The 18,077-nt window shown below is 58.9% G+C and carries 17 protein-coding genes; all 17 read left to right on the top strand.

The genetic code is table 11. The annotated features are described in order from the left end of the window. The first annotated feature begins 15 nt into the window (after window positions 1-15). A complete protein-coding gene (locus tag ACQZ5Y_RS04170; protein ID WP_003514778.1) occupies window positions 16-2,844 on the top strand; it encodes a [protein-PII] uridylyltransferase in 2,829 nt (942 codons plus the stop codon). Between the two features lie 7 nt (window positions 2,845-2,851). Next, the gene (murJ, locus tag ACQZ5Y_RS04165; protein ID WP_003514779.1) at window positions 2,852-4,441 is read left to right on the top strand and encodes a murein biosynthesis integral membrane protein MurJ; all 1,590 of its coding nucleotides are present in this window, start codon (window positions 2,852-2,854) and stop codon (window positions 4,439-4,441) included. Next, the gene (locus ACQZ5Y_RS04160; RefSeq protein ID WP_019564425.1) at window positions 4,441-4,845 is read left to right on the top strand and encodes a VOC family protein; all 405 of its coding nucleotides are present in this window, start codon (window positions 4,441-4,443) and stop codon (window positions 4,843-4,845) included. The genes murJ and ACQZ5Y_RS04160 overlap by 1 nt, the downstream gene beginning before the upstream one ends. A gap of 103 nt (window positions 4,846-4,948) precedes the next feature. Further along, window positions 4,949-6,013 (top strand): tryptophan--tRNA ligase, encoded by a 1,065-nt coding sequence (gene trpS / locus ACQZ5Y_RS04155; RefSeq protein WP_003514781.1) that lies wholly within the window; start codon window positions 4,949-4,951, stop codon window positions 6,011-6,013. A 115-nt stretch (window positions 6,014-6,128) separates the two neighbouring features. After that, window positions 6,129-6,620 carry a universal stress protein gene (locus tag ACQZ5Y_RS04150; RefSeq protein WP_003514782.1) on the top strand — a complete coding sequence of 164 codons (492 nt, stop codon included), beginning with the start codon at window positions 6,129-6,131 and terminating at the stop codon, window positions 6,618-6,620. Window positions 6,621-6,789: 169 nt separating this feature from the next. Beyond that, complete coding sequence (locus tag ACQZ5Y_RS04145; protein WP_003514783.1) at window positions 6,790-7,353, top strand: NifU family protein; 564 nt, start codon at window positions 6,790-6,792, stop codon at window positions 7,351-7,353. A 21-nt stretch (window positions 7,354-7,374) separates the two neighbouring features. Next, complete coding sequence (gene tsaB / locus ACQZ5Y_RS04140) at window positions 7,375-8,043, top strand: tRNA (adenosine(37)-N6)-threonylcarbamoyltransferase complex dimerization subunit type 1 TsaB (protein ID WP_174049152.1); 669 nt, start codon at window positions 7,375-7,377, stop codon at window positions 8,041-8,043. A 39-nt stretch (window positions 8,044-8,082) separates the two neighbouring features. Further along, window positions 8,083-8,577: a GNAT family N-acetyltransferase gene (locus tag ACQZ5Y_RS04135; RefSeq protein ID WP_003514785.1), complete on the top strand. Its 495-nt coding sequence runs from the start codon at window positions 8,083-8,085 to the stop codon at window positions 8,575-8,577. 69 nt (window positions 8,578-8,646) lie between these two features. Further along, entirely contained in the window at window positions 8,647-9,075 is a 429-nt protein-coding gene (locus ACQZ5Y_RS04130) for a Fur family transcriptional regulator (protein ID WP_003514787.1), read from the top strand. A gap of 30 nt (window positions 9,076-9,105) precedes the next feature. Then, window positions 9,106-9,900, top strand: coding sequence for a lyso-ornithine lipid O-acyltransferase (gene olsA / locus ACQZ5Y_RS04125; protein WP_019564424.1), 795 nt, complete (start codon window positions 9,106-9,108; stop codon window positions 9,898-9,900). A 64-nt stretch (window positions 9,901-9,964) separates the two neighbouring features. Further along, entirely contained in the window at window positions 9,965-11,368 is a 1,404-nt protein-coding gene (gene miaB, locus ACQZ5Y_RS04120) for a tRNA (N6-isopentenyl adenosine(37)-C2)-methylthiotransferase MiaB (RefSeq protein WP_019564423.1), read from the top strand. A 40-nt stretch (window positions 11,369-11,408) separates the two neighbouring features. Beyond that, complete coding sequence (locus tag ACQZ5Y_RS04115) at window positions 11,409-12,464, top strand: PhoH family protein (protein WP_003514799.1); 1,056 nt, start codon at window positions 11,409-11,411, stop codon at window positions 12,462-12,464. A 9-nt stretch (window positions 12,465-12,473) separates the two neighbouring features. Further along, window positions 12,474-12,980, top strand: coding sequence for an rRNA maturation RNase YbeY (gene ybeY / locus ACQZ5Y_RS04110; RefSeq protein ID WP_003514801.1), 507 nt, complete (start codon window positions 12,474-12,476; stop codon window positions 12,978-12,980). Between the two features lie 15 nt (window positions 12,981-12,995). Beyond that, window positions 12,996-14,141, top strand: a complete 1,146-nt coding sequence (locus tag ACQZ5Y_RS04105; protein WP_003514803.1) for a hemolysin family protein — start codon at window positions 12,996-12,998, stop codon at window positions 14,139-14,141. A gap of 199 nt (window positions 14,142-14,340) precedes the next feature. Next, on the top strand, window positions 14,341-15,930 hold the full coding sequence (lnt, locus tag ACQZ5Y_RS04100) for an apolipoprotein N-acyltransferase (RefSeq protein WP_121556368.1): 1,590 nt from the start codon (window positions 14,341-14,343) through the stop codon (window positions 15,928-15,930). 134 nt (window positions 15,931-16,064) lie between these two features. Continuing rightward, a complete protein-coding gene (locus ACQZ5Y_RS04095; protein ID WP_003514807.1) occupies window positions 16,065-16,484 on the top strand; it encodes a helix-turn-helix domain-containing protein in 420 nt (139 codons plus the stop codon). A 188-nt stretch (window positions 16,485-16,672) separates the two neighbouring features. Continuing rightward, entirely contained in the window at window positions 16,673-17,935 is a 1,263-nt protein-coding gene (metK, locus tag ACQZ5Y_RS04090) for a methionine adenosyltransferase (RefSeq protein ID WP_003514808.1), read from the top strand. The last annotated feature ends 142 nt before the right edge of the window (window positions 17,936-18,077 follow it).

Below are 18,077 nucleotides of genomic sequence, written 5' to 3'. Positions count from 1 at the left end.
TGGATAACGGCATAAATGGCCATCAAGGACCTGGATTTTTCCGAAATTCTCGATGTTTCGGCGCTGAAGCGCGAATGCGACATCATCTTCAAGAACGACGGCAAGCGCATCGCCGATGTCAGGTCAGACCTGCTGCCGATCTTTCGCAAGGCCAGCACGGAAGGCCGGGAAAAGGCTCGCGAACTGCTGAAATCCGACGGCAGCGGCATCGATTGCGCCCGACGTATCTCCTGGCTCCAGGACCGGCTGATCGAAATCCTCTATGATCTCGCCTGCCAATATGTCTATCCGAAAGACGCGCCGCAGATCGCCGTTGCAGCGGTGGGGGGGTACGGTCGCGGCACGCTGGCGCCGGGATCGGATATCGACCTTCTGTTCCTGCTGCCAGCCAAGAACACGCCGGATATGCACAAGGCCGTGGAGTTCGTGCTTTATCTGCTCTGGGATCTCGGCTTCAAGGTCGGCCACGCCACGCGCACGGTGGATGAGTGCGTCCGCCTGTCGAAATCCGATATGACTATCCGCACCGCCATTTTGGAAGTGCGGGCAATCTGCGGCAAAAAATCCCTGACCGATGATCTCGAAAAACGTTTCGAGTCGGAAGTTGTCACCGGCACCGGGCCGGAATTCATCGCCGCCAAGCTGGCCGAGCGTGACCAGCGTCACCGTAAGGCGGGCGATACGCGCTATCTGGTGGAGCCGAACGTCAAGGAAGGCAAGGGCGGCCTGCGCGACCTGCACACGCTGTTCTGGATCGCCAAATATTATTACCATGTCCGCGATACAGCCGATCTCGTCAAACTTGGCGTCCTGTCTAAGCGCGAACTCAGGCTGTTCGAAAAGGCCGATGATTTTCTCTGGGCCGTCCGTTGCCAGATGCATTTCATCACCAACAAGGCGGAAGAGCGCCTTTCCTTCGACATTCAGCGCGAGATCGCCGATGCGCTGGGCTACCAGCCACGCCCCGGGCTTTCCGCCGTCGAACGTTTCATGAAGCATTATTTCCTCGTGGCGAAGGATGTGGGTGACCTGACCCGCATCGTCTGCGCCGCACTGGAGGACAGGCAGGCAAAGGACGTGCCGGGCCTGTCGGGTGTTCTCAGCCGCTTTGCCCACCGCGTCCGCAAAATTCCCGGTTCTGTTGAATTCGTTGAGGATCGCGGACGCATCGCGCTGGCCAAGCCGGACGTGTTCAAAAACGATCCGGTCAATCTGATCCGGCTCTTTCACATCGCCGATATCAACAATCTCGAACTTCACCCGGATGCGCTGCGTGTCGTTACCCGGTCGCTGTCGCTGATCAATGACGGGCTTCGCGAGAACGAGGAGGCGAACCGGCTGTTTCTAGCGATCCTCACCTCGAGGCGTGATCCGGCGCTCACCTTGCGGCGCATGAACGAGGCTGGCGTCCTCGGCAAGTTCATTCCCGAATTCGGCAAGATCGTCGCGATGATGCAGTTCAACATGTATCATCACTATACGGTGGACGAGCATCTGATCCGCTCGGTCGGCGTACTGTCGGAGGTGGACAAGGGGACGGCTGTGGATGCCCATCCGCTTGCCAACCAGCTGATGCCGGGTGTTGAGGAGCGTGAGGCACTTTATGTGGCCGTTCTGCTGCACGATGTGGCCAAGGGCCGGCAGGAGGATCACTCGATTGCCGGCGCGCGGGTGGCCCGCAAGCTTTGCCAGCGTTTCCGGCTGACCGGCAAGCAGACCGAAATGGTGGTCTGGCTGATCGAACAGCATCTTCTGATGTCCATGGTCGCCCAGACGCGCGACCTCCACGACCGCAAGACCATCACCGATTTCGCCGACAAGGTGCAATCCATGGAGCGGCTGAAGATGCTGCTCATCCTGACGGTCTGCGATATCCGCGCGGTCGGTCCGGGTGTCTGGAACGGCTGGAAGGGTCAGTTGCTCCGCTCGCTTTATTACGAGACCGAGCTGCTTCTCTCAGGTGGCTTTTCGGAAGTCTCACGCAAGGAAAGGGCGCATATTGCCCGTCAGGCGCTTTACGACGCGCTGGAAGACTGGGGCCAGAAGGCACGGCGCAAATACACCAAGCTGCACTATGAGCCCTATCTGCTGACGGTGGCGCTGGAAGATCAGGTGCGTCACACCCGCTTCATCCGCGAGGCGGACAAGCAGGAAAAAGCGCTGTCGACCATGGTGCGCACACATTCCTTCCACGCCATCACCGAAATCACCGTGCTGGCGCCCGACCATCCGCGCCTGCTGTCGATCATTACCGGCGCCTGCGCTGCGGCAGGCGCCAACATTGCCGACGCGCAAATCTTCACCACATCCGATGGGCGGGCGCTCGATACGATCCTGATCAACCGCGAATTTCCGATCGACGAAGACGAGACGCGGCGCGGCAACAATGTCGGCAAGCTGATCGAAGAGGTTCTGTCCGGTCGTCAGCGCCTGCCGGAAATGATTGCCACCCGCACCAAGAGCCGGAGGAAGAAAAGCGCCTTCACCATTCCGCCCTCCGTCATCATTTCCAACGGGCTTTCGAACAAGTTCACCGTTATCGAGGTCGAGTGCCTCGACCGGCCGGGGCTTCTGGCGGATATGACGGCTGTCATTGCCGATCTGTCGCTGGATATTCATTCCGCACGCATCACCACCTTCGGCGAGAAGGTCATCGACACATTCTACGTGACTGATCTCTTCGGCCAGAAGGTCACCAATGACAACCGGCAGGCCAGCATTGCCACGCGCCTGAAGGCCGTGATGAGCGAGCAGGAAGACGAATTGCGCGATCGCATGCCAAACGGCATCATCGCCCATCCCGATGTGGCGGCGCTGCCGGCCACGCGCACGGCAAAGGCTTGAAATTCCCATGAGCTTGATCGGAAAGTTCGCCACGGTTGGCACGGCCACGCTCGGAAGCCGTATCTTCGGTTTCCTCCGCGAAACGCTGATGGCCGCAGCCGTCGGTACCGGCCCGGTCGCCGATGCCTTCAATGCTGCCTTCCGGTTCCCGAACACCTTCCGGCGCCTTTTTGCCGAAGGCGCGTTCAACTCGGCCTTCGTGCCGCTTTTTGCCAAGGAAATCGAGGCGAACGGCATGGAGGGCGCAAGGCGCTTTTCCGAAGAAGTTTTCGGCGTTCTGTTCACCGTGCTTCTGGCTTTGACGATCCTGATGGAACTGTCGATGCCGTTCATCGTGCGCACCGTTATTGCGCCCGGCTTTCTGGAAGACCCGGTGAAATTCGACAACACCGTCCGTCTCGCAACCATCATGTTTCCCTATCTCGCCTGCATGTCGCTGGCGGCAATGATGGGCGGCATGCTGAATTCGCTGCACCGTTATTTCGCTGCCGCGATTGCACCGGTCTTCCTGAACATCATTCTGATTGGTGTTCTGATGCTGGCCTGGTGGAAGCATTACGACCCGCTTCAGGTGGGTTATGCCCTGTCCTGGGGTGTCATGGCGGCGGGTGTGGTGCAGCTTGGCATCGTCTGGATCGCCGTGCGCAATGCCGGCATGCGCATCGGTTTCCGCAGACCCCGGCTGACGAAGAATGTCCAGCGCCTGCTGGTCCTTGCTTTGCCGGCCGCTATCACCGGCGGCATCACCCAGATCAATCTCCTGATCAACACCAATATCGCGTCTGCCGGTGAGGGTGTGATCTCCTCGCTCGCCTATGCCGACCGGATTTACCAGCTGCCGCTCGGTGTCGTCGGCATCGCCGTTGCCACCGTGCTTTTGCCGGAGCTGGCGCGGGCTTTGCGTGGCGGACATATGGTCGAGGCGGGAAGCCTGCAAAACCGCTCGGTCGAATTCGTGCTGTTTTTGACATTGCCCGCTGCCGCTGCCCTTCTCGTCATGGCGGAACCCATCGTGCGCTTTCTGTACGAGCGCGGCAATTTCGCGCCTTCGGCCACCGTCACCGTCGCGCAGATCCTCGGTATTTATGGCCTCGGCCTGCCGGCTTTCGTGCTGATAAAGGCGTTCATTCCCGGCTTCTTTGCCCGCGAGGACACCCGCACCCCGATGATCTTCGCGGCGATTTCCGTGGTTGTGAACGTCTCTCTGGCGCTGACATTGTTTCCGCGTCTCGGAGGTCCGGGCATCGCCATTGCCGAGATCACCGCCGGCTGGGTCAATGCCGCCCTGTTGTTCGGCATGCTGTTGTGGCGGGGTCACTGGCATGTGGACATTCCGCTCCTCACCCGCATTCCGCGCTTGCTGCTGGCCGCCGCCCTTATGGCGGGCTTCGTTCACTATGCGCTGACCTATCTCAGCTTCGAGCTGTCCTCCGCCTCTTCCATTTTCGTCCGGGCCGGAACCATCATGGGCCTCGTGCTCTCCGCCATGCTCGTTTATTTCGTGCTGGCTTTCGTTTCGGGTGGTGCCGATCTCGGCATGGTCAAGAGAGCCATCAAAAAGCGCCGCAATAAGAATGCCCAGACGGAGACAAGCTGATGTCCTTCGCAGAAAACCGTCGCATCGCCCTCATCACACTCGTGGTGGACGATTATGACCGGGCAAAGACGTTTTATTGCGAGGTTCTGGGGTTTGACTGCCTTTCCGACCAACCTCTTGATGACGGCAAACGCTGGCTGGTGGTGAAGCCTCAAGGGACCGATGGCTGTGCCCTCTTGCTTGCCGAGGCGGATGGCGAAGCGCAGCGTCTTGCCATCGGCAACCAGACCGGCGGCCGTGTCGGGTTTTTCCTGCATACCGACGATTTCGGTCGTGACTACGAGACGATGCTTGCGCGCGGCGTGCGCTTTCTGGAAGAACCGCGCCATGAGGTTTATGGCTCCGTCGCGGTCTTTGCGGACCCTTATGGAAATCACTGGGATCTTCTTCAGCCACGCGGCTGACGCGCCCTGAAACCGCTTGATTGCGAGGGGCTGTAGGTGCATAAGCGCGCGTGCAATTCCAACCACGGGGCGGGGCCCTCCACAAGCCTTTTCGAGGACGACAATGAACGCATTCAAGCCGCTGGTTTTCTCGGGCGTCCAGCCGACCGGCAATCTGCATCTCGGCAATTATCTCGGGGCCATCCGCAAATTCGTGGCGTTGCAGGAAGATAACGACTGCATCTATTGCGTCGTCGACATGCACGCCATCACCGCCCAGCTCGTTCATTCGGACCTGAAGGCGCAGACCCGCTCGATCGCTGCCGCCTTCATTGCCGCAGGCATTGATCCGGTGAAGCATATCGTCTTCAACCAGTCGGCTGTGCCGCAGCACGCCGAACTCGCCTGGATCTTCAATTGCGTGGCGCGTATCGGCTGGATGGAGCGCATGACGCAGTTCAAGGACAAGTCCGGCAAGAATGCCGAGCAGGTGTCGCTTGGGCTGCTTGCCTATCCGAGCCTGATGGCTGCGGACATTCTCGTCTACCGCGCGACCCACGTTCCTGTCGGCGACGACCAGAAGCAGCATCTGGAACTGGCCCGCGACATCGCCCAGAAATTCAACATCGATTTCGGTGACCATATCCGCAACGCCGGTCTCGGGCTCGACATCACCGTGGGCAATGAGCCGGTGCATGCCTATTTCCCGATGGTGGAGCCGCTGATCGGCGGTCCGGCACCGCGGGTGATGTCGTTGAAGGACGGCACCAAGAAGATGTCGAAGTCCGATCCGTCGGATCTGTCGCGCATCAACCTCATGGACGATGTCGACGCCATTTCGAGAAAGATCAAGAAGGCGAAGACGGACCCGGATGCACTGCCGAGCGAAGTGGAAGGCCTGAAGGGCCGCCCGGAGGCCGAAAACCTAGTTGGTATCTATGCAGCACTGTCTGACAAGACGAAAGCGGAAGTTCTTTTAGAATTCGGCGGACAGCAGTTCTCGGCCTTCAAGCCGGCTCTCGTCGAGCTTGCCGTCAATGTGCTGGCTCCGGTCAACAACGAGATGCGCCGCCTTCTCGACGATCCCACCCACATCGATGCCATCCTCAAACAGGGTGGTGAGCGCGCGCGCGCGATCGCCGAAAACACGATGAACGAGGTGCGCGACATCATCGGGTTCCTGCGCTGACCACGTATCGCCTTGCGGATCACTGCGGGCGGTTTGCGCCTGCCGTGATTTGATATAATCTCCGCCCGAACCGTCGGGCGGTTTTTCGGATCGCGGCGGACACAGGGAGTGCGGAATGGTTTCAAAACGGCTGTCGCGTCTGGAAGGGCATCGTCGCAAATTTCTCGCTGTTATCGATGACACACCGGAATGCGAAAGGGCCGTGCATTATGCCGGTCGTCGCGCCAAGAACTCCAATGGCGGACTGGTTCTGCTTTACATGATACCGGAAGGCGATTTCCAGCAGTGGCTGGGCGTCGAGCAGATCATGCGGGCCGAGGCGCGAGAGGAGGCGGAAGCAACGCTTGCCAAGATCGCCCAGAAGGTCCGTGAGACCATCGGCATCGAGCCGGAAGCGGTGATCCGTGAAGGCGGCGCAACCGAACAGATCCACGGGCTCATCGAGGAAGATCGCGATATTGCCATTCTGGTTTTGGCGGCAGGATCAACGAAGGAAGGGCCGGGACCGCTCGTCTCCTCCATCTCAGGACGCGGTGCGGCCTTCCCCATCCCCGTCACCGTGCTACCGGATACGCTGACGGATGAGGAAATCGACGCCCTCTGCTGAACTTTGTTCGACCCCGAAAGGCAGGAACGGATTCGGGCAAGAATTTGGGGCTGACGATTTCTTGAATGTAATTATCATGTCAGGGCTTGAAGTAAGGCTTCGCCAGGCGTATTTTTTGGAAGAATTCTAAATTGCGGGGCGTGAACGGCGACCTCGAAGGAGACAGATAATGTTCATTCAGACGGAAGCCACGCCGAACCCCGCGACCCTCAAGTTCCTGCCGGGCAAGGTGGTGCTGGAAAGCGGCACGGCTGAGTTTCTCAACCCCGCGCAGGCGCAGGCCTCGCCGCTGGCAGAGCGCCTCTTCACCATTCCGGGTGTCACCGGTGTTTATTTCGGCTTCGATTTCATCACCGTCACCAAGGATGACGCCGAATGGCAGCATCTGAAGCCCGCCATTCTTGGTTCGATCATGGAGCATTTCATGTCTGGCCGCCCCATCATGGGAACCGCCATTGCGGCTGAAGTGTCGGATGAGGAAGGCGAGTTCTTTGAAGCGGGTGACGAAACCATCGTCGCCACCATCAAGGAACTGCTTGATACCCGCGTCCGCCCCGCCGTGGCGCAGGATGGTGGCGATATCACTTTCCGTGGTTTCCGCGACGGCACAGTGTTCCTGAACATGAAGGGCGCCTGCTCCGGTTGCCCGTCCTCCACCGCCACGCTGAAGCACGGCGTCCAGAACCTGCTTCGTCATTTCGTGCCGGAAGTGCGCGAAGTCGAAGCTGTATGACGTTGTAAGCCAGGCCGCGCCATGATTGTTCTCGCACTCGATACCTCAGGTGTGGACTGTTCCGCCTGCGTCTACGACAGCGCCTCGGACACGGTGCTTGGCGAGGTGTGCGAAACCATCGGAAAAGGTCATGCCGAGCGGCTGATGGCTGTGATTGATGGCGCTCTGCAGCAGGGACGCCTGCCGCTTCAGAAAGTCGGGCGCATCGCGGTAACGATCGGACCGGGTTCCTTTACCGGCATTCGCGTCGGCGTTGCCGCCGCGCGTGGTTTTGCCCTGTCGCTCGGCATAGAGGCAGTCGGCGTAACCACGCTTGAGACGATCGCCTTGCATCATCTGCTGGAAAATCCCGGCCGGCCAGTGGCTGTCGGGCTCGACGCCAAACGGGGCGAAGCCTACCTCCAGACATTTGCAGAGGATGGATCGCCGCTCCTCGAGGCCGCGCTTTTGTCTCTGGAGGATGCCAAAACGGCTCTCTCCGGTTTCGATGGCGCCATTATCGGTTCCGCCGCACCCCTTTTTCAGGGTTTCGACGCGGGGTCAGGGCCCGATCACTTTCCGATTTCCACTGTCGCGCGGGCGGGTGGACGCAAGCCGAAAGGCATGCCGAAACCCGCACCGCTTTACCTTCGCGGCCCGGATGCCCGGCCGCAGACGGGTTTTGCGCTGGCACGCCAGAGCGTTGCCTGATAGGTGGCACCCGTAAATGCGTGCGGATGATTCCTTGTTATGTTTGACGAATATCTAAGCTGGAAGCCCTATTTCGAGATCGTGCCGATGCAGCATGAGGATTGCGCCGGAGTGGCGGAATTGCATGCGCTGCGCTTTCCGCGCCCCTGGAATGACGGGGAGTTTTCCGGGCTGTTGACCCAAGGCTCGGTTTTCGGTGCCGTCGCGCGGCAGACGAACGCATTTTTCAGCAAACCGCTCGGTGGTTTCGTGCTTGCGCGCGAAGTGGCCGGCGAGGCGGAAATCCTGACCGTTGCCGTGGCCGACAAGTTCGCGCGCACCGGCCTCGGCTGGCGCCTGATGCAATCGGCCGTCCGTGAGGCGATGATGCGCGGTGCCGAAACGATGTTCCTGGAAGTGGACAGCAACAATGCCTCCGCCCTGGGACTTTATAAAAAGCTCGGCTTCAAAACGGTCGCTGAGCGCAAGGCCTATTACACCGCCAAGGATGGCGCGAAGTCGACGGCGCTTGTCATGCGCCGCGATCTTCGCTAGTTCCCTGCGACAGGCATTTTTCGGCGACAGCCCCGAAATTCAACCGGAATACTCAAAAGGCCAGAAGACGTGATAGACCTTTCGAAAACGCTGGAGGAACTTTGTGCCGAACGCGGCATGCGGATGACGGACCAGCGCCGTGTCATCGCCCGTGTGCTGCAGGAATCGGCAGACCATCCGGATGTCGAGGAGCTTTACCGCCGTTCCTCCGCCGTGGATCCGCGCATCTCGATTTCCACCGTTTACAGAACGGTGAAGCTGTTCGAGGACGCCGGCATCATCGAGCGTCATGATTTTCGCGATGGCCGCTCGCGTTACGAGACCGTGCCTGAGGAACATCACGATCATCTGATCGATCTGAAGAACAGCGTGGTCATCGAGTTTCATTCACCCGAGATCGAGGCGCTTCAGGAAAAGATCGCCAGGGAACATGGCTTCAAGCTCGTTGATCACCGGCTCGAACTCTACGGTGTACCGTTGAAGCCCGGCGAACATTGAGACGCTGGTGAGCAAGCGCACGGTTCAATCATGATGTGGCTTCGGACAGCCTATATTGCGGTCGTTCTCCTGATCGTCACGCTTATATTGCTGCCGCTGCAACTGTTGGGCCTTGCCTTCGACTGGCGGCTTCGTCGCCGCATTCCACGCATCTGGCACCGCATCGCCTGCCATGTCCTCGGCATTCGCGTGCATGTCCATGGGGATGTGGAGCGGGCAAAACCGCTGATGCTGGCGGTCAACCACGCCTCGTGGAAGGACATTCTCGTTCTCGGCAGTATTGCCGACGTGGTGTTCATCGCCAAGACGGAAGTGCGTGACTGGCCCGTCTTCGGCTGGCTCGCCCGTCTGCAGAAAAGCATCTTCGTCCAGCGCGAGCAGAAGCGCAGCACCGGTGCGCAGGTCGGCGAGATCGCCGCCCGCATGGCCGATGGCGAGATCGTCGTGTTGTTCCCGGAAGGCACTACCTCTGACGGCAACCGCATGCTTGCCGTCAAATCCTCGCTGTTTGGCGCAGCCTCCACGGCTGCCGAGCAGGTTCCGGGCAAGCTCGTCTATGTGCAGCCGGTCGCAATCGCCTATACGCGGGTGCAGGGCATGGCCATGGGACGTTACCACCGGGTCATTGCGGCTTGGCCGGGCAGCATAACTCTGGTGCCGCATCTGCTCGGTATCATCAGGGCAGGTGCCATCGACGTCGACGTTACATTCGGCGACAGCGTTCCGTTTCACAGCACGGATAACCGCAAGCGTCTGGCGACCGATATTGCCGCTTCTATCCGTTCCATGTTGGCTTTCAGCCTGCGTGGTGGCTGGCGGAAATAAAGCATTCCAGCTTTTCCGGTATTTTTCTGTTTAATCCGGGCGTGAAAAACACTAGATAACCGCCATGACCCAGGAAACGCTTGGCCTCGATGCCCCCGAAATGATTGCCCGCGAGGGCTCTAACAGCAGGAAGGTCTTCATCAAGACCTATGGCTGTCAGATGAACGTCTACGATTCCGTCCGCATGAGCGATGCGCTGGCGAAGGACGGTTACGTTCAGACGGAGGATATGGGCGAGGCGGATCTGGTGCTTCTGAACACCTGTCACATCCGCGAAAAGGCCGCTGAAAAGGTCTATTCGGCGCTCGGCCGCCTGCGCGACATGAAAAAATCGCGCGAAGAACAGGGCCGCGAATTCGTGATCGGCGTTGCCGGATGTGTGGCACAGGCAGAAGGCGAGGAAATCCTTCGCCGTGCGCCAGCCGTCGATGTCGTCATCGGCCCACAGACCTATCATCGCCTGCCGGACGCCCTGAAGCGGGTGCGCGGCGGCGAGCGCGTCATCGAGACCGAATATGCCGTTGAGGACAAGTTCGAACATCTGCCGGTGGCCGAAAAGGCAACACTGCGTACGCGCGGCGTCACGGCATTTTTGACGGTGCAGGAAGGCTGCGACAAGTTCTGCACCTTCTGTGTTGTGCCCTATACGCGTGGTTCGGAAGTTTCGCGTCCCGTGCGCCAGATCGTCGATGAGGCGATGAAACTGGTTGATGCCGGTGTGCGCGAAATCACGCTGCTCGGCCAGAACGTCAATGCCTGGCAGGGCGAAGGCCCGAAGGGCGAAAAATGGGGACTTGCCGAGCTTCTTTACCGGCTGGCGGAAATTCCCGGTCTTGCCCGCCTTCGCTATACCACCAGCCATCCGCGCGACATGGATGACCGCTTGATTGGCGCACATCGCGACCTGCGCATTCTGATGCCCTATCTGCATCTGCCTGTTCAGTCCGGGTCGGATCGCATTCTGAAGGCGATGAATCGTCGCCATACAGGTGAGGAATATATCCAGCTCATTGAAAAAATCCGGGCCGCCCGCCCTGATATCGCCATGTCCGGGGATTTTATTGTTGGCTTCCCCGGCGAGACGGATCGTGATTTCGAAGACACGATGGCGATCATCGAACAGGTGAAATATGCGCAGGCCTTTTCATTCAAATATTCCACACGCCCAGGAACGCCGGGCGCTGATCTGACGGATCAGGTTGCGGAAGAGGTGAAGGCCGAGCGGCTGGAACGATTGCAGGCGCTGCTCTTGCGGCAGCAGAAGGAATTTGCGGAATCGCTGGTCGGAAAGACGATGGATGTGTTGCTGGAAAAGCCCGGCCGCATGCCTGAACAGTTGATAGGTCGCTCTCCCTGGCTGCAATCTGTGAATCTTGATGCAAAGACTTTGAAAATCGGTGACATTGTTAATGTACGAATCACCGCAACGGGTCCAAACAGCTTGTTTGCCGAGGTGGCAGAGAGTTAGAGTGAGGAGCCGACACTGATTGGGACAGGAGCCTGACCGCTTGAACGCACATGAATTGGTATCACCTTCATCGCGCCAGCCACGCCAAGCCGCGACCGACGCCAATCACTTCGTCCTCACGTTCGAGAATAACAGGATAGCGGGAGAGCTATTCGGTCAGTTCGATCAGAACCTCAAATTGCTGGAACAACGCCTCAACATCGATGCGCGCCCGCGCGGCAATTCTGTTGCCATCACCGGCGATGTCGTTGCCACCAATCAGGCTCGCCGGGCGCTGGATTTCCTTTACGAGCGTCTGCTCAAGGGCGGAACCGCCGAGGTTTCCGACGTGGAAGGCGCGATCCGCATGGCCATGGCGGCAGATGACCAGCTGACCTTGCCGACGATGGAGCGCAAGGCGAAGATCTCCATGGCGCAGATTTCCACGCGCAAGAAGACCGTCGCTGCCCGAACGCCCACCCAGGATGTCTACATGCGGGCGCTGGAGCAATCCGAACTGGTTTTCGGCGTCGGCCCCGCCGGCACCGGCAAGACCTATCTTGCCGTGGCGCATGCAGCGCAACTTCTGGAGCGTGGTGCGGTCGACCGCATCATCCTCTCGCGTCCCGCAGTAGAAGCGGGCGAACGCCTTGGCTTCCTGCCGGGCGACATGAAGGAGAAGGTCGATCCTTATCTGCGCCCGCTTTACGACGCGCTTTACGACATGATGCCGGGTGACAAGGTGGAGCGCGCCATTCAGGCGGGCGTCATCGAAATTGCGCCGCTGGCCTTCATGCGCGGACGCACGCTTGCCAACGCCGCCGTCATTCTGGACGAAGCCCAGAACACCACGACCATGCAGATGAAAATGTTCCTCACCCGTCTCGGTGAGAAAGGCCGCATGATCGTGACCGGCGACCCAAGCCAGGTGGACCTTCCGCGCGGCGTGAAGTCGGGCCTTGTCGAGGCCCTGCAAATCCTCACCGATGTGGAAGGTGTATCCGTCGTGCGCTTCAAGGATGTGGACGTCGTGCGCCATCCGATGGTGGCGCGCATCGTGCGGGCGTACGAATCCCACACGGCGGTGCCGGATGAAAGCCTCGTGAAGGGCAACTGACGCAAGACAATGACAGCTCTGGATATTCAAATCAGCGTCGAGGCCGAAGGCTGGTCCTCGGAAGAGGACCTTCTTGCCTTCGCCACCAAGGCGCTGGATGCAGCGGTTGATTTTTTGAAGCGGGAAGAGAACCAACCCTTCCCGAAAATGCCGGTGGAACTGTCGCTGGTCTTTACCGACGATGAAAATATCCGGGAAATCAATGCCGAATGGCGCGACAAGGACAAGGCAACCAATGTCTTGTCTTTCCCCGCTTTTCCGCTGGAACCGGGCGGCATGCCTGGCCCGATGCTGGGCGATATCGTCATCGCGCGCGAGACGGTTGAACGCGAGGCTCTTGAACTTGAGAAGAGTTTCGAGGATCATCTGACCCATCTTCTTGTTCATGGGTTCCTGCACCTGTTCGGTTATGACCACATGGATGAGGAGGAGGCGGAAGAAATGGAGTCGCTTGAGACTCGCATTTTGGCGGTGCTTGGCCTATCTGATCCTTATGCGGGACAGGAACCGCTTTGAATATTGTCTGGAGCCATGAACGAACATTCTGCACGACCTGCCAATGAGGGCAGAGAAAACGGCGAGCAGTCCTCCTCGGAGGAGGGCAGTAGTCATTTACGGAACGACTCCAATGCAAAGCCGAGATCGACGATCTGGTCGCGCATTGGACGGTTGCTGAAACCGTCACAGGGTGAGCGCCTGCGCGAGGATTTGACCGACGCGCTGATGGACGACACCGAAATCGGTGCCGCCTTTTCGCCCGAAGAGCGGGCGATGCTGAACAATATCCTGCGTTTCCGGGAGGTTCGGGTCGAAGATATCATGATCCCACGCGTGGATATCGACGGTCTCGACCAGAATATGACCATCGGCGAAGCTCTGATCCTCTTTGAGGAAACCGGGCGCTCCCGCATGCCGGTCTACGATGAGACGCTGGATAATCCGAAGGGCATGATCCACATTCGCGATCTGCTGGCCTATGTCGCCAAGCAGGCGCGCAACAAGCGCCGGGTGGGATCGCGTGGCGTTGCCTATGGCGAGGCGAAAGCTCCGCGCTCGCCGCGACCGAATTTTGACCTGGCACGGGTGGATCTGGAACAGACGGTCGCCGATGCCGGGCTGGTGCGTAAAATTCTTTTTGCACCCCCCTCCATGCTGGCCTCCGATCTTTTGAAGACCATGCAGGCACAGAGAACACAGCTTGCCCTCGTGATCGACGAATATGGTGGCACGGACGGTCTCGTCAGCCATGAGGACATCGTCGAGATGGTCGTGGGTGACATTGATGACGAGCACGACAAGGACGAGACGATGTTTTCGCGTCTGTCAGCCGACGTGCTGGTGGCGGATGCCCGCGCCGAACTTACTGAACTTGCCGAGGCAATCGGACCGGAATTCGATGTCCGCGAGCATCTTGAAGAAATCGATACGCTCGGCGGCCTGATATTCTTCGCACTCGGCCGCATTCCGGCCAAGGGTGAAGTGGTCAGGGCCGTACCTGGTTTCGAGTTCCAGATCCTCGATGCGGATACAAGGCGTATCAAGGGTGTCCGTATCGTCCGCGATCATGGCTCGGAAGGGCAGGATGACCGCGCGCCGGGCGATGCCGATGCCGATGAGGTTATTCCGCTGCCCGCGCCGGATGTTCGCCTCATCACCCACCAGCAAAACGCTGACTGAGGTGGGCGACGGGATGCTCCCCGTCGCCGCCGCTCCTTGAACGCGTCATCAAGAGTCCAAAAGGACGCACGGTGCTCCGGCGATCATCCCTTCTGTGGACTGCGAATCTTTTTTCCTTTACGTCGAGTCTAAAGGGAAATTCCTTTGCGCGGCCATGCCGGGGTTGGGCTTTTCCGGGTGGGCATTAAACGGAGATGGCATGGAGCGTCTTGCAGGCAGGGTAATGCTGGCCGGCGGCAAAAGCCGCGCAGTGATGGCGATTGCCGCAGGCGCGGTTGGAGCGCTGGCCTTGCCTCCGGTTGGCTTTTTCGCGGCGCTTTTTTTGTCTTTCACGCTGCTTGTTTGGTTGGTCGATGGCTGCACCGGCAAGCCGGGCGGCGGCATCTTCAGCCGCATCATGCCCGCTTTCGGCATCGGTTGGTGTTTCGGCCTTGGTTATTTCGTGGCGGGCCTGTGGTGGCTGGGCAATGCGCTCCTGCTGGAAGCTGACGAGTTCGCCTGGGCGCTACCGCTCGCCATCCTCGGCCTTCCGGCTGTTCTCGCCGTGTTTTACGGTTTTGCGGTCGCAGCCGCCAATATCGTCTGGTCGGACGGTCTCGGCCGTATCGCCGCACTTGCGGCCGCATTCGGCCTTTTGGAATGGCTCCGCAGCTTCATAGCAACTGGCTTTCCCTGGAACGCCATCGGTTATGGCATCATGCCTGTACCGATCATGATGCAGTCGGCGCATCTGCTTGGTCTTTTTGGTGTCACCACGCTTGCCGTCTTCATCTTCGCCTCGCCTGCCTTGATCGGCACGAAAAAAGGCATGTGGCCGGGTCTCATTGCGGCGAGCCTGCTGCTGGCTGGCCATTTTGGTTATGGCTTTTACCGCCTTCAGACACCGTTGGAGACACCTGCGGACGCGCTGACCGTGAGGATCGTGCAGCCGTCGATCGACCAGTCCCGCAAGATGCTGAATGCAGACAGGGCCGAGATTTTCAGCGAGCATCTGCGCTTGACGGGCCTGCCGCCCGGCGAAGGAAAAAAACGCCCAGATATCATTGTTTGGCCGGAGACCTCCGTGCCTTTCATCCTGACGCAAAATCCGGACGCTCTGGCGGAAATCGCCAAGACGCTTGAAGACGGGCAGGTCCTGTTTACCGGTGCGGTCAGAATGGAAGATGCCGGTGCCGGCCGGCCTCCGCGTTATTACAATTCGGTCTATGCGATTGACAGTCAGGGCGAGATCATCGGCGCGACCGACAAGGTCCATCTGACACCCTTTGGAGAATATGTCCCTTTCGAAGATATTCTACGGGGATTCGGCATCAATAATGTCATCAGCCTGCCGGGCGGCTTTTCAGCCGCGTCTTCGCGCACGCCTTTGACGCTTCCTTCCGGTAAAACCCTCTATCCCCTGATCTGCTACGAGATCATTTTTCCCGAAGAGATGACCCCTGGTCTGGCGGGCGCCGCAGCGATCCTGAACGTCACGAATGATGGCTGGTTCGGCGATACACCCGGCCCTTATCAGCATTTTCTGCAGGCAAGAGTACGGGCCGTTGAAACGGGAGTGCCGGTGATTCGCGGCGCTAATACCGGAATTTCCGCCGTTATAGATCCCTATGGTCGTATTATTGCCGGGTTGGATTACGGCCGGGTCGGAATTGTTGACGCCACCTTGAGTGGTGGGTCAAATGACGCTGTTACTTACGACATACATCGGACGTATTTCTGGTTGATTTTTTCTATCATGCTGACCGTTTCGGTATTTTCTGCCTGGCGTTTTGCCCGGCGCCAGAATTGACCGGGAACCCCTACAATTGCATAGTGAATACGTCAGTCGTAAAACAAGTTTAGACGCTGTCGAAATACCAGCTCATTTCTTCGAATAAGCAATGAAACGAGATATCAACCCTTTCCGAGTGTCAGGACCGCATGATGACCGAAAATAAGAAAAAGCCTAACCCCATCGACATTCATGTCGGAAGCCGAATTCGTCTTCGCAGAACCATGCTGGGCATGAGCCAGGAAAAGCTGGGTGAAAGCCTCGGAATTACTTTTCAGCAAATTCAGAAGTATGAAAAGGGCACGAACCGCGTGGGCGCCAGCCGCCTGCAGAATATCTCCGCGATCCTGAATGTCCCGGTTTCCTTCTTCTTCGAGGACGCGCCGGGTGATCAGGCCGTCGGCACGACGGGCATGGCAGAAGCATCGAGTTCCAATTACGTGGTGGATTTCCTGTCGTCTGCCGAAGGCTTGCAACTGAACCGCGCTTTCGTGAAGATCGCCGACCCGAAGGTTCGCCGCCGCCTCGTTGATCTCGTGAAGTCGCTCGCCGCCGAAGGGGATGCTGAGTAGCACTCGCAGGCGACTGCTTTATTTTCCAGCGTACGGCGCTGGACACTCAACGGTCCGCAAGGGCCGTTTTTTTGTGCCCAATTAGAAAGGAATTCTCACATAAAGATATATTTATGTGGTTGTGTCCTTGTCTTTCATGGCCGAAATGACTAACAAACTCGAAGACCGTTCTTTGAGGGGAATCCCGCATGCGTGCCAATTACCTGTTCACCAGCGAGTCCGTGGCCGAAGGTCATCCGGACAAGGTTTGTGATCGTATTTCCGATGAAATCGTGGATCTCATCTATCGTGAGGCATCCAAGACGGGTGTCGACCCCTGGACCGTGCGCATCGCATGCGAAACGCTTGCGACGACGAACCGCGTCATTATCGCCGGTGAGGTTCGGGTTCCCGATACCCTGCTGAAAAAGGACAAGGACGGCAAGGTTCTCAAGGATGCTGCCGGCCACCCGGTCATCAATCCCTCGAAGTTCAAGTCGGCTGCCCGCAAGGCGATCCGCGACATCGGCTACGAGCAGGATGGTTTCCACTGGAAGACGGCAAAGATCGACGTTCTCCTGCATCCGCAGTCGGCGGATATCGCGCAGGGCGTGGACAACGCCTCCGACAAGCAGGGCGACGAGGGTGCCGGCGACCAGGGCATCATGTTCGGTTACGCCTGCAAGGAAACGCCGGACCTGATGCCGGCTCCGATCTATTATTCCCACCGTATTCTGCAGCTGCTCGCGACCGCCCGTAAAAGCGGCGAAGGCGAAGCTGCGAAACTCGGTCCCGACGCGAAGAGCCAGGTGACGGTTCGTTACGTCGACGGCAAGGCTTCGGAAGCCGTGTCCATCGTTTTGTCCACGCAGCATCTCGATGCCAGCTGGGATTCGAAGAAGGTTCGCGAAGTTGTCGAACCCTATATCCGCGAAGCTCTGGGTGACTTGAAGATCGCCGATGATTGCCAGTGGTATATTAACCCGACGGGCAAATTCGTCATTGGTGGTCCGGATGGCGATGCGGGTCTGACCGGCCGCAAAATCATCGTGGACACCTATGGCGGTGCTGCCCCCCATGGCGGCGGTGCATTCTCCGGCAAGGACACGACCAAGGTCGACCGTTCCGCGGCCTATGCTGCCCGCTATCTGGCCAAGAACGTGGTGGCTGCCGGTCTGGCCGAGCGCTGCACCATTCAGATTTCCTACGCGATCGGCATCGCCCAGCCTCTGTCGATTTATGTCGATCTGCACGGTACCGGCAAGGTCAGCGAAGATCAGGTCGAAGGCGCCATCCGCAAGGTCATGGATCTGTCGCCGTCGGGCATTCGCCGTCATCTCGATCTCAACAAGCCGATCTATGCCAAGACGTCCTCCTACGGCCATTTCGGTCGCAAGGCGGGCCGTGACGGTTCCTTCTCCTGGGAGAAGCTCGATCTGGTGAAGCCGCTCAAGGAAGCTTTGAGCGCTTGAAGCATTTCCAGTAAAATTGCGTAGCGATTTTACGTCCGGAAAATGCGGGGACTTGTTCTAAGCCTTGTCATTCGACGGGGATTGAGAGATACCGGTTGCACCATTTGTAACCCGCATAGTGCCATTCAAGTGGCCCTGTGCG

The organism is Agrobacterium sp. A3-95 (genome assembly GCF_053521785.1).
This window is presented reverse-complemented; position numbering and strand designations above follow the sequence as displayed.

Coding starts and splice junctions, on each gene's coding strand:
- ACQZ5Y_RS04145 (WP_003514783.1), top strand. CDS start 6,790: ATGTTCATTCAGACGGAAGCCACGCCGAACCCCGCGACCCTCAAGTTC.
- olsA (WP_019564424.1), top strand. CDS start 9,106: ATGATGTGGCTTCGGACAGCCTATATTGCGGTCGTTCTCCTGATCGTC.
- tsaB (WP_174049152.1), top strand. CDS start 7,375: ATGATTGTTCTCGCACTCGATACCTCAGGTGTGGACTGTTCCGCCTGC.
- trpS (WP_003514781.1), top strand. CDS start 4,949: ATGAACGCATTCAAGCCGCTGGTTTTCTCGGGCGTCCAGCCGACCGGC.
- metK (WP_003514808.1), top strand. CDS start 16,673: ATGCGTGCCAATTACCTGTTCACCAGCGAGTCCGTGGCCGAAGGTCAT.
- ybeY (WP_003514801.1), top strand. CDS start 12,474: ATGACAGCTCTGGATATTCAAATCAGCGTCGAGGCCGAAGGCTGGTCC.
- ACQZ5Y_RS04135 (WP_003514785.1), top strand. CDS start 8,083: ATGTTTGACGAATATCTAAGCTGGAAGCCCTATTTCGAGATCGTGCCG.
- murJ (WP_003514779.1), top strand. CDS start 2,852: ATGAGCTTGATCGGAAAGTTCGCCACGGTTGGCACGGCCACGCTCGGA.
- ACQZ5Y_RS04160 (WP_019564425.1), top strand. CDS start 4,441: ATGTCCTTCGCAGAAAACCGTCGCATCGCCCTCATCACACTCGTGGTG.
- ACQZ5Y_RS04170 (WP_003514778.1), top strand. CDS start 16: ATGGCCATCAAGGACCTGGATTTTTCCGAAATTCTCGATGTTTCGGCG.
- ACQZ5Y_RS04150 (WP_003514782.1), top strand. CDS start 6,129: ATGGTTTCAAAACGGCTGTCGCGTCTGGAAGGGCATCGTCGCAAATTT.
- miaB (WP_019564423.1), top strand. CDS start 9,965: ATGACCCAGGAAACGCTTGGCCTCGATGCCCCCGAAATGATTGCCCGC.
- ACQZ5Y_RS04095 (WP_003514807.1), top strand. CDS start 16,065: ATGACCGAAAATAAGAAAAAGCCTAACCCCATCGACATTCATGTCGGA.
- ACQZ5Y_RS04105 (WP_003514803.1), top strand. CDS start 12,996: ATGAACGAACATTCTGCACGACCTGCCAATGAGGGCAGAGAAAACGGC.
- lnt (WP_121556368.1), top strand. CDS start 14,341: ATGGAGCGTCTTGCAGGCAGGGTAATGCTGGCCGGCGGCAAAAGCCGC.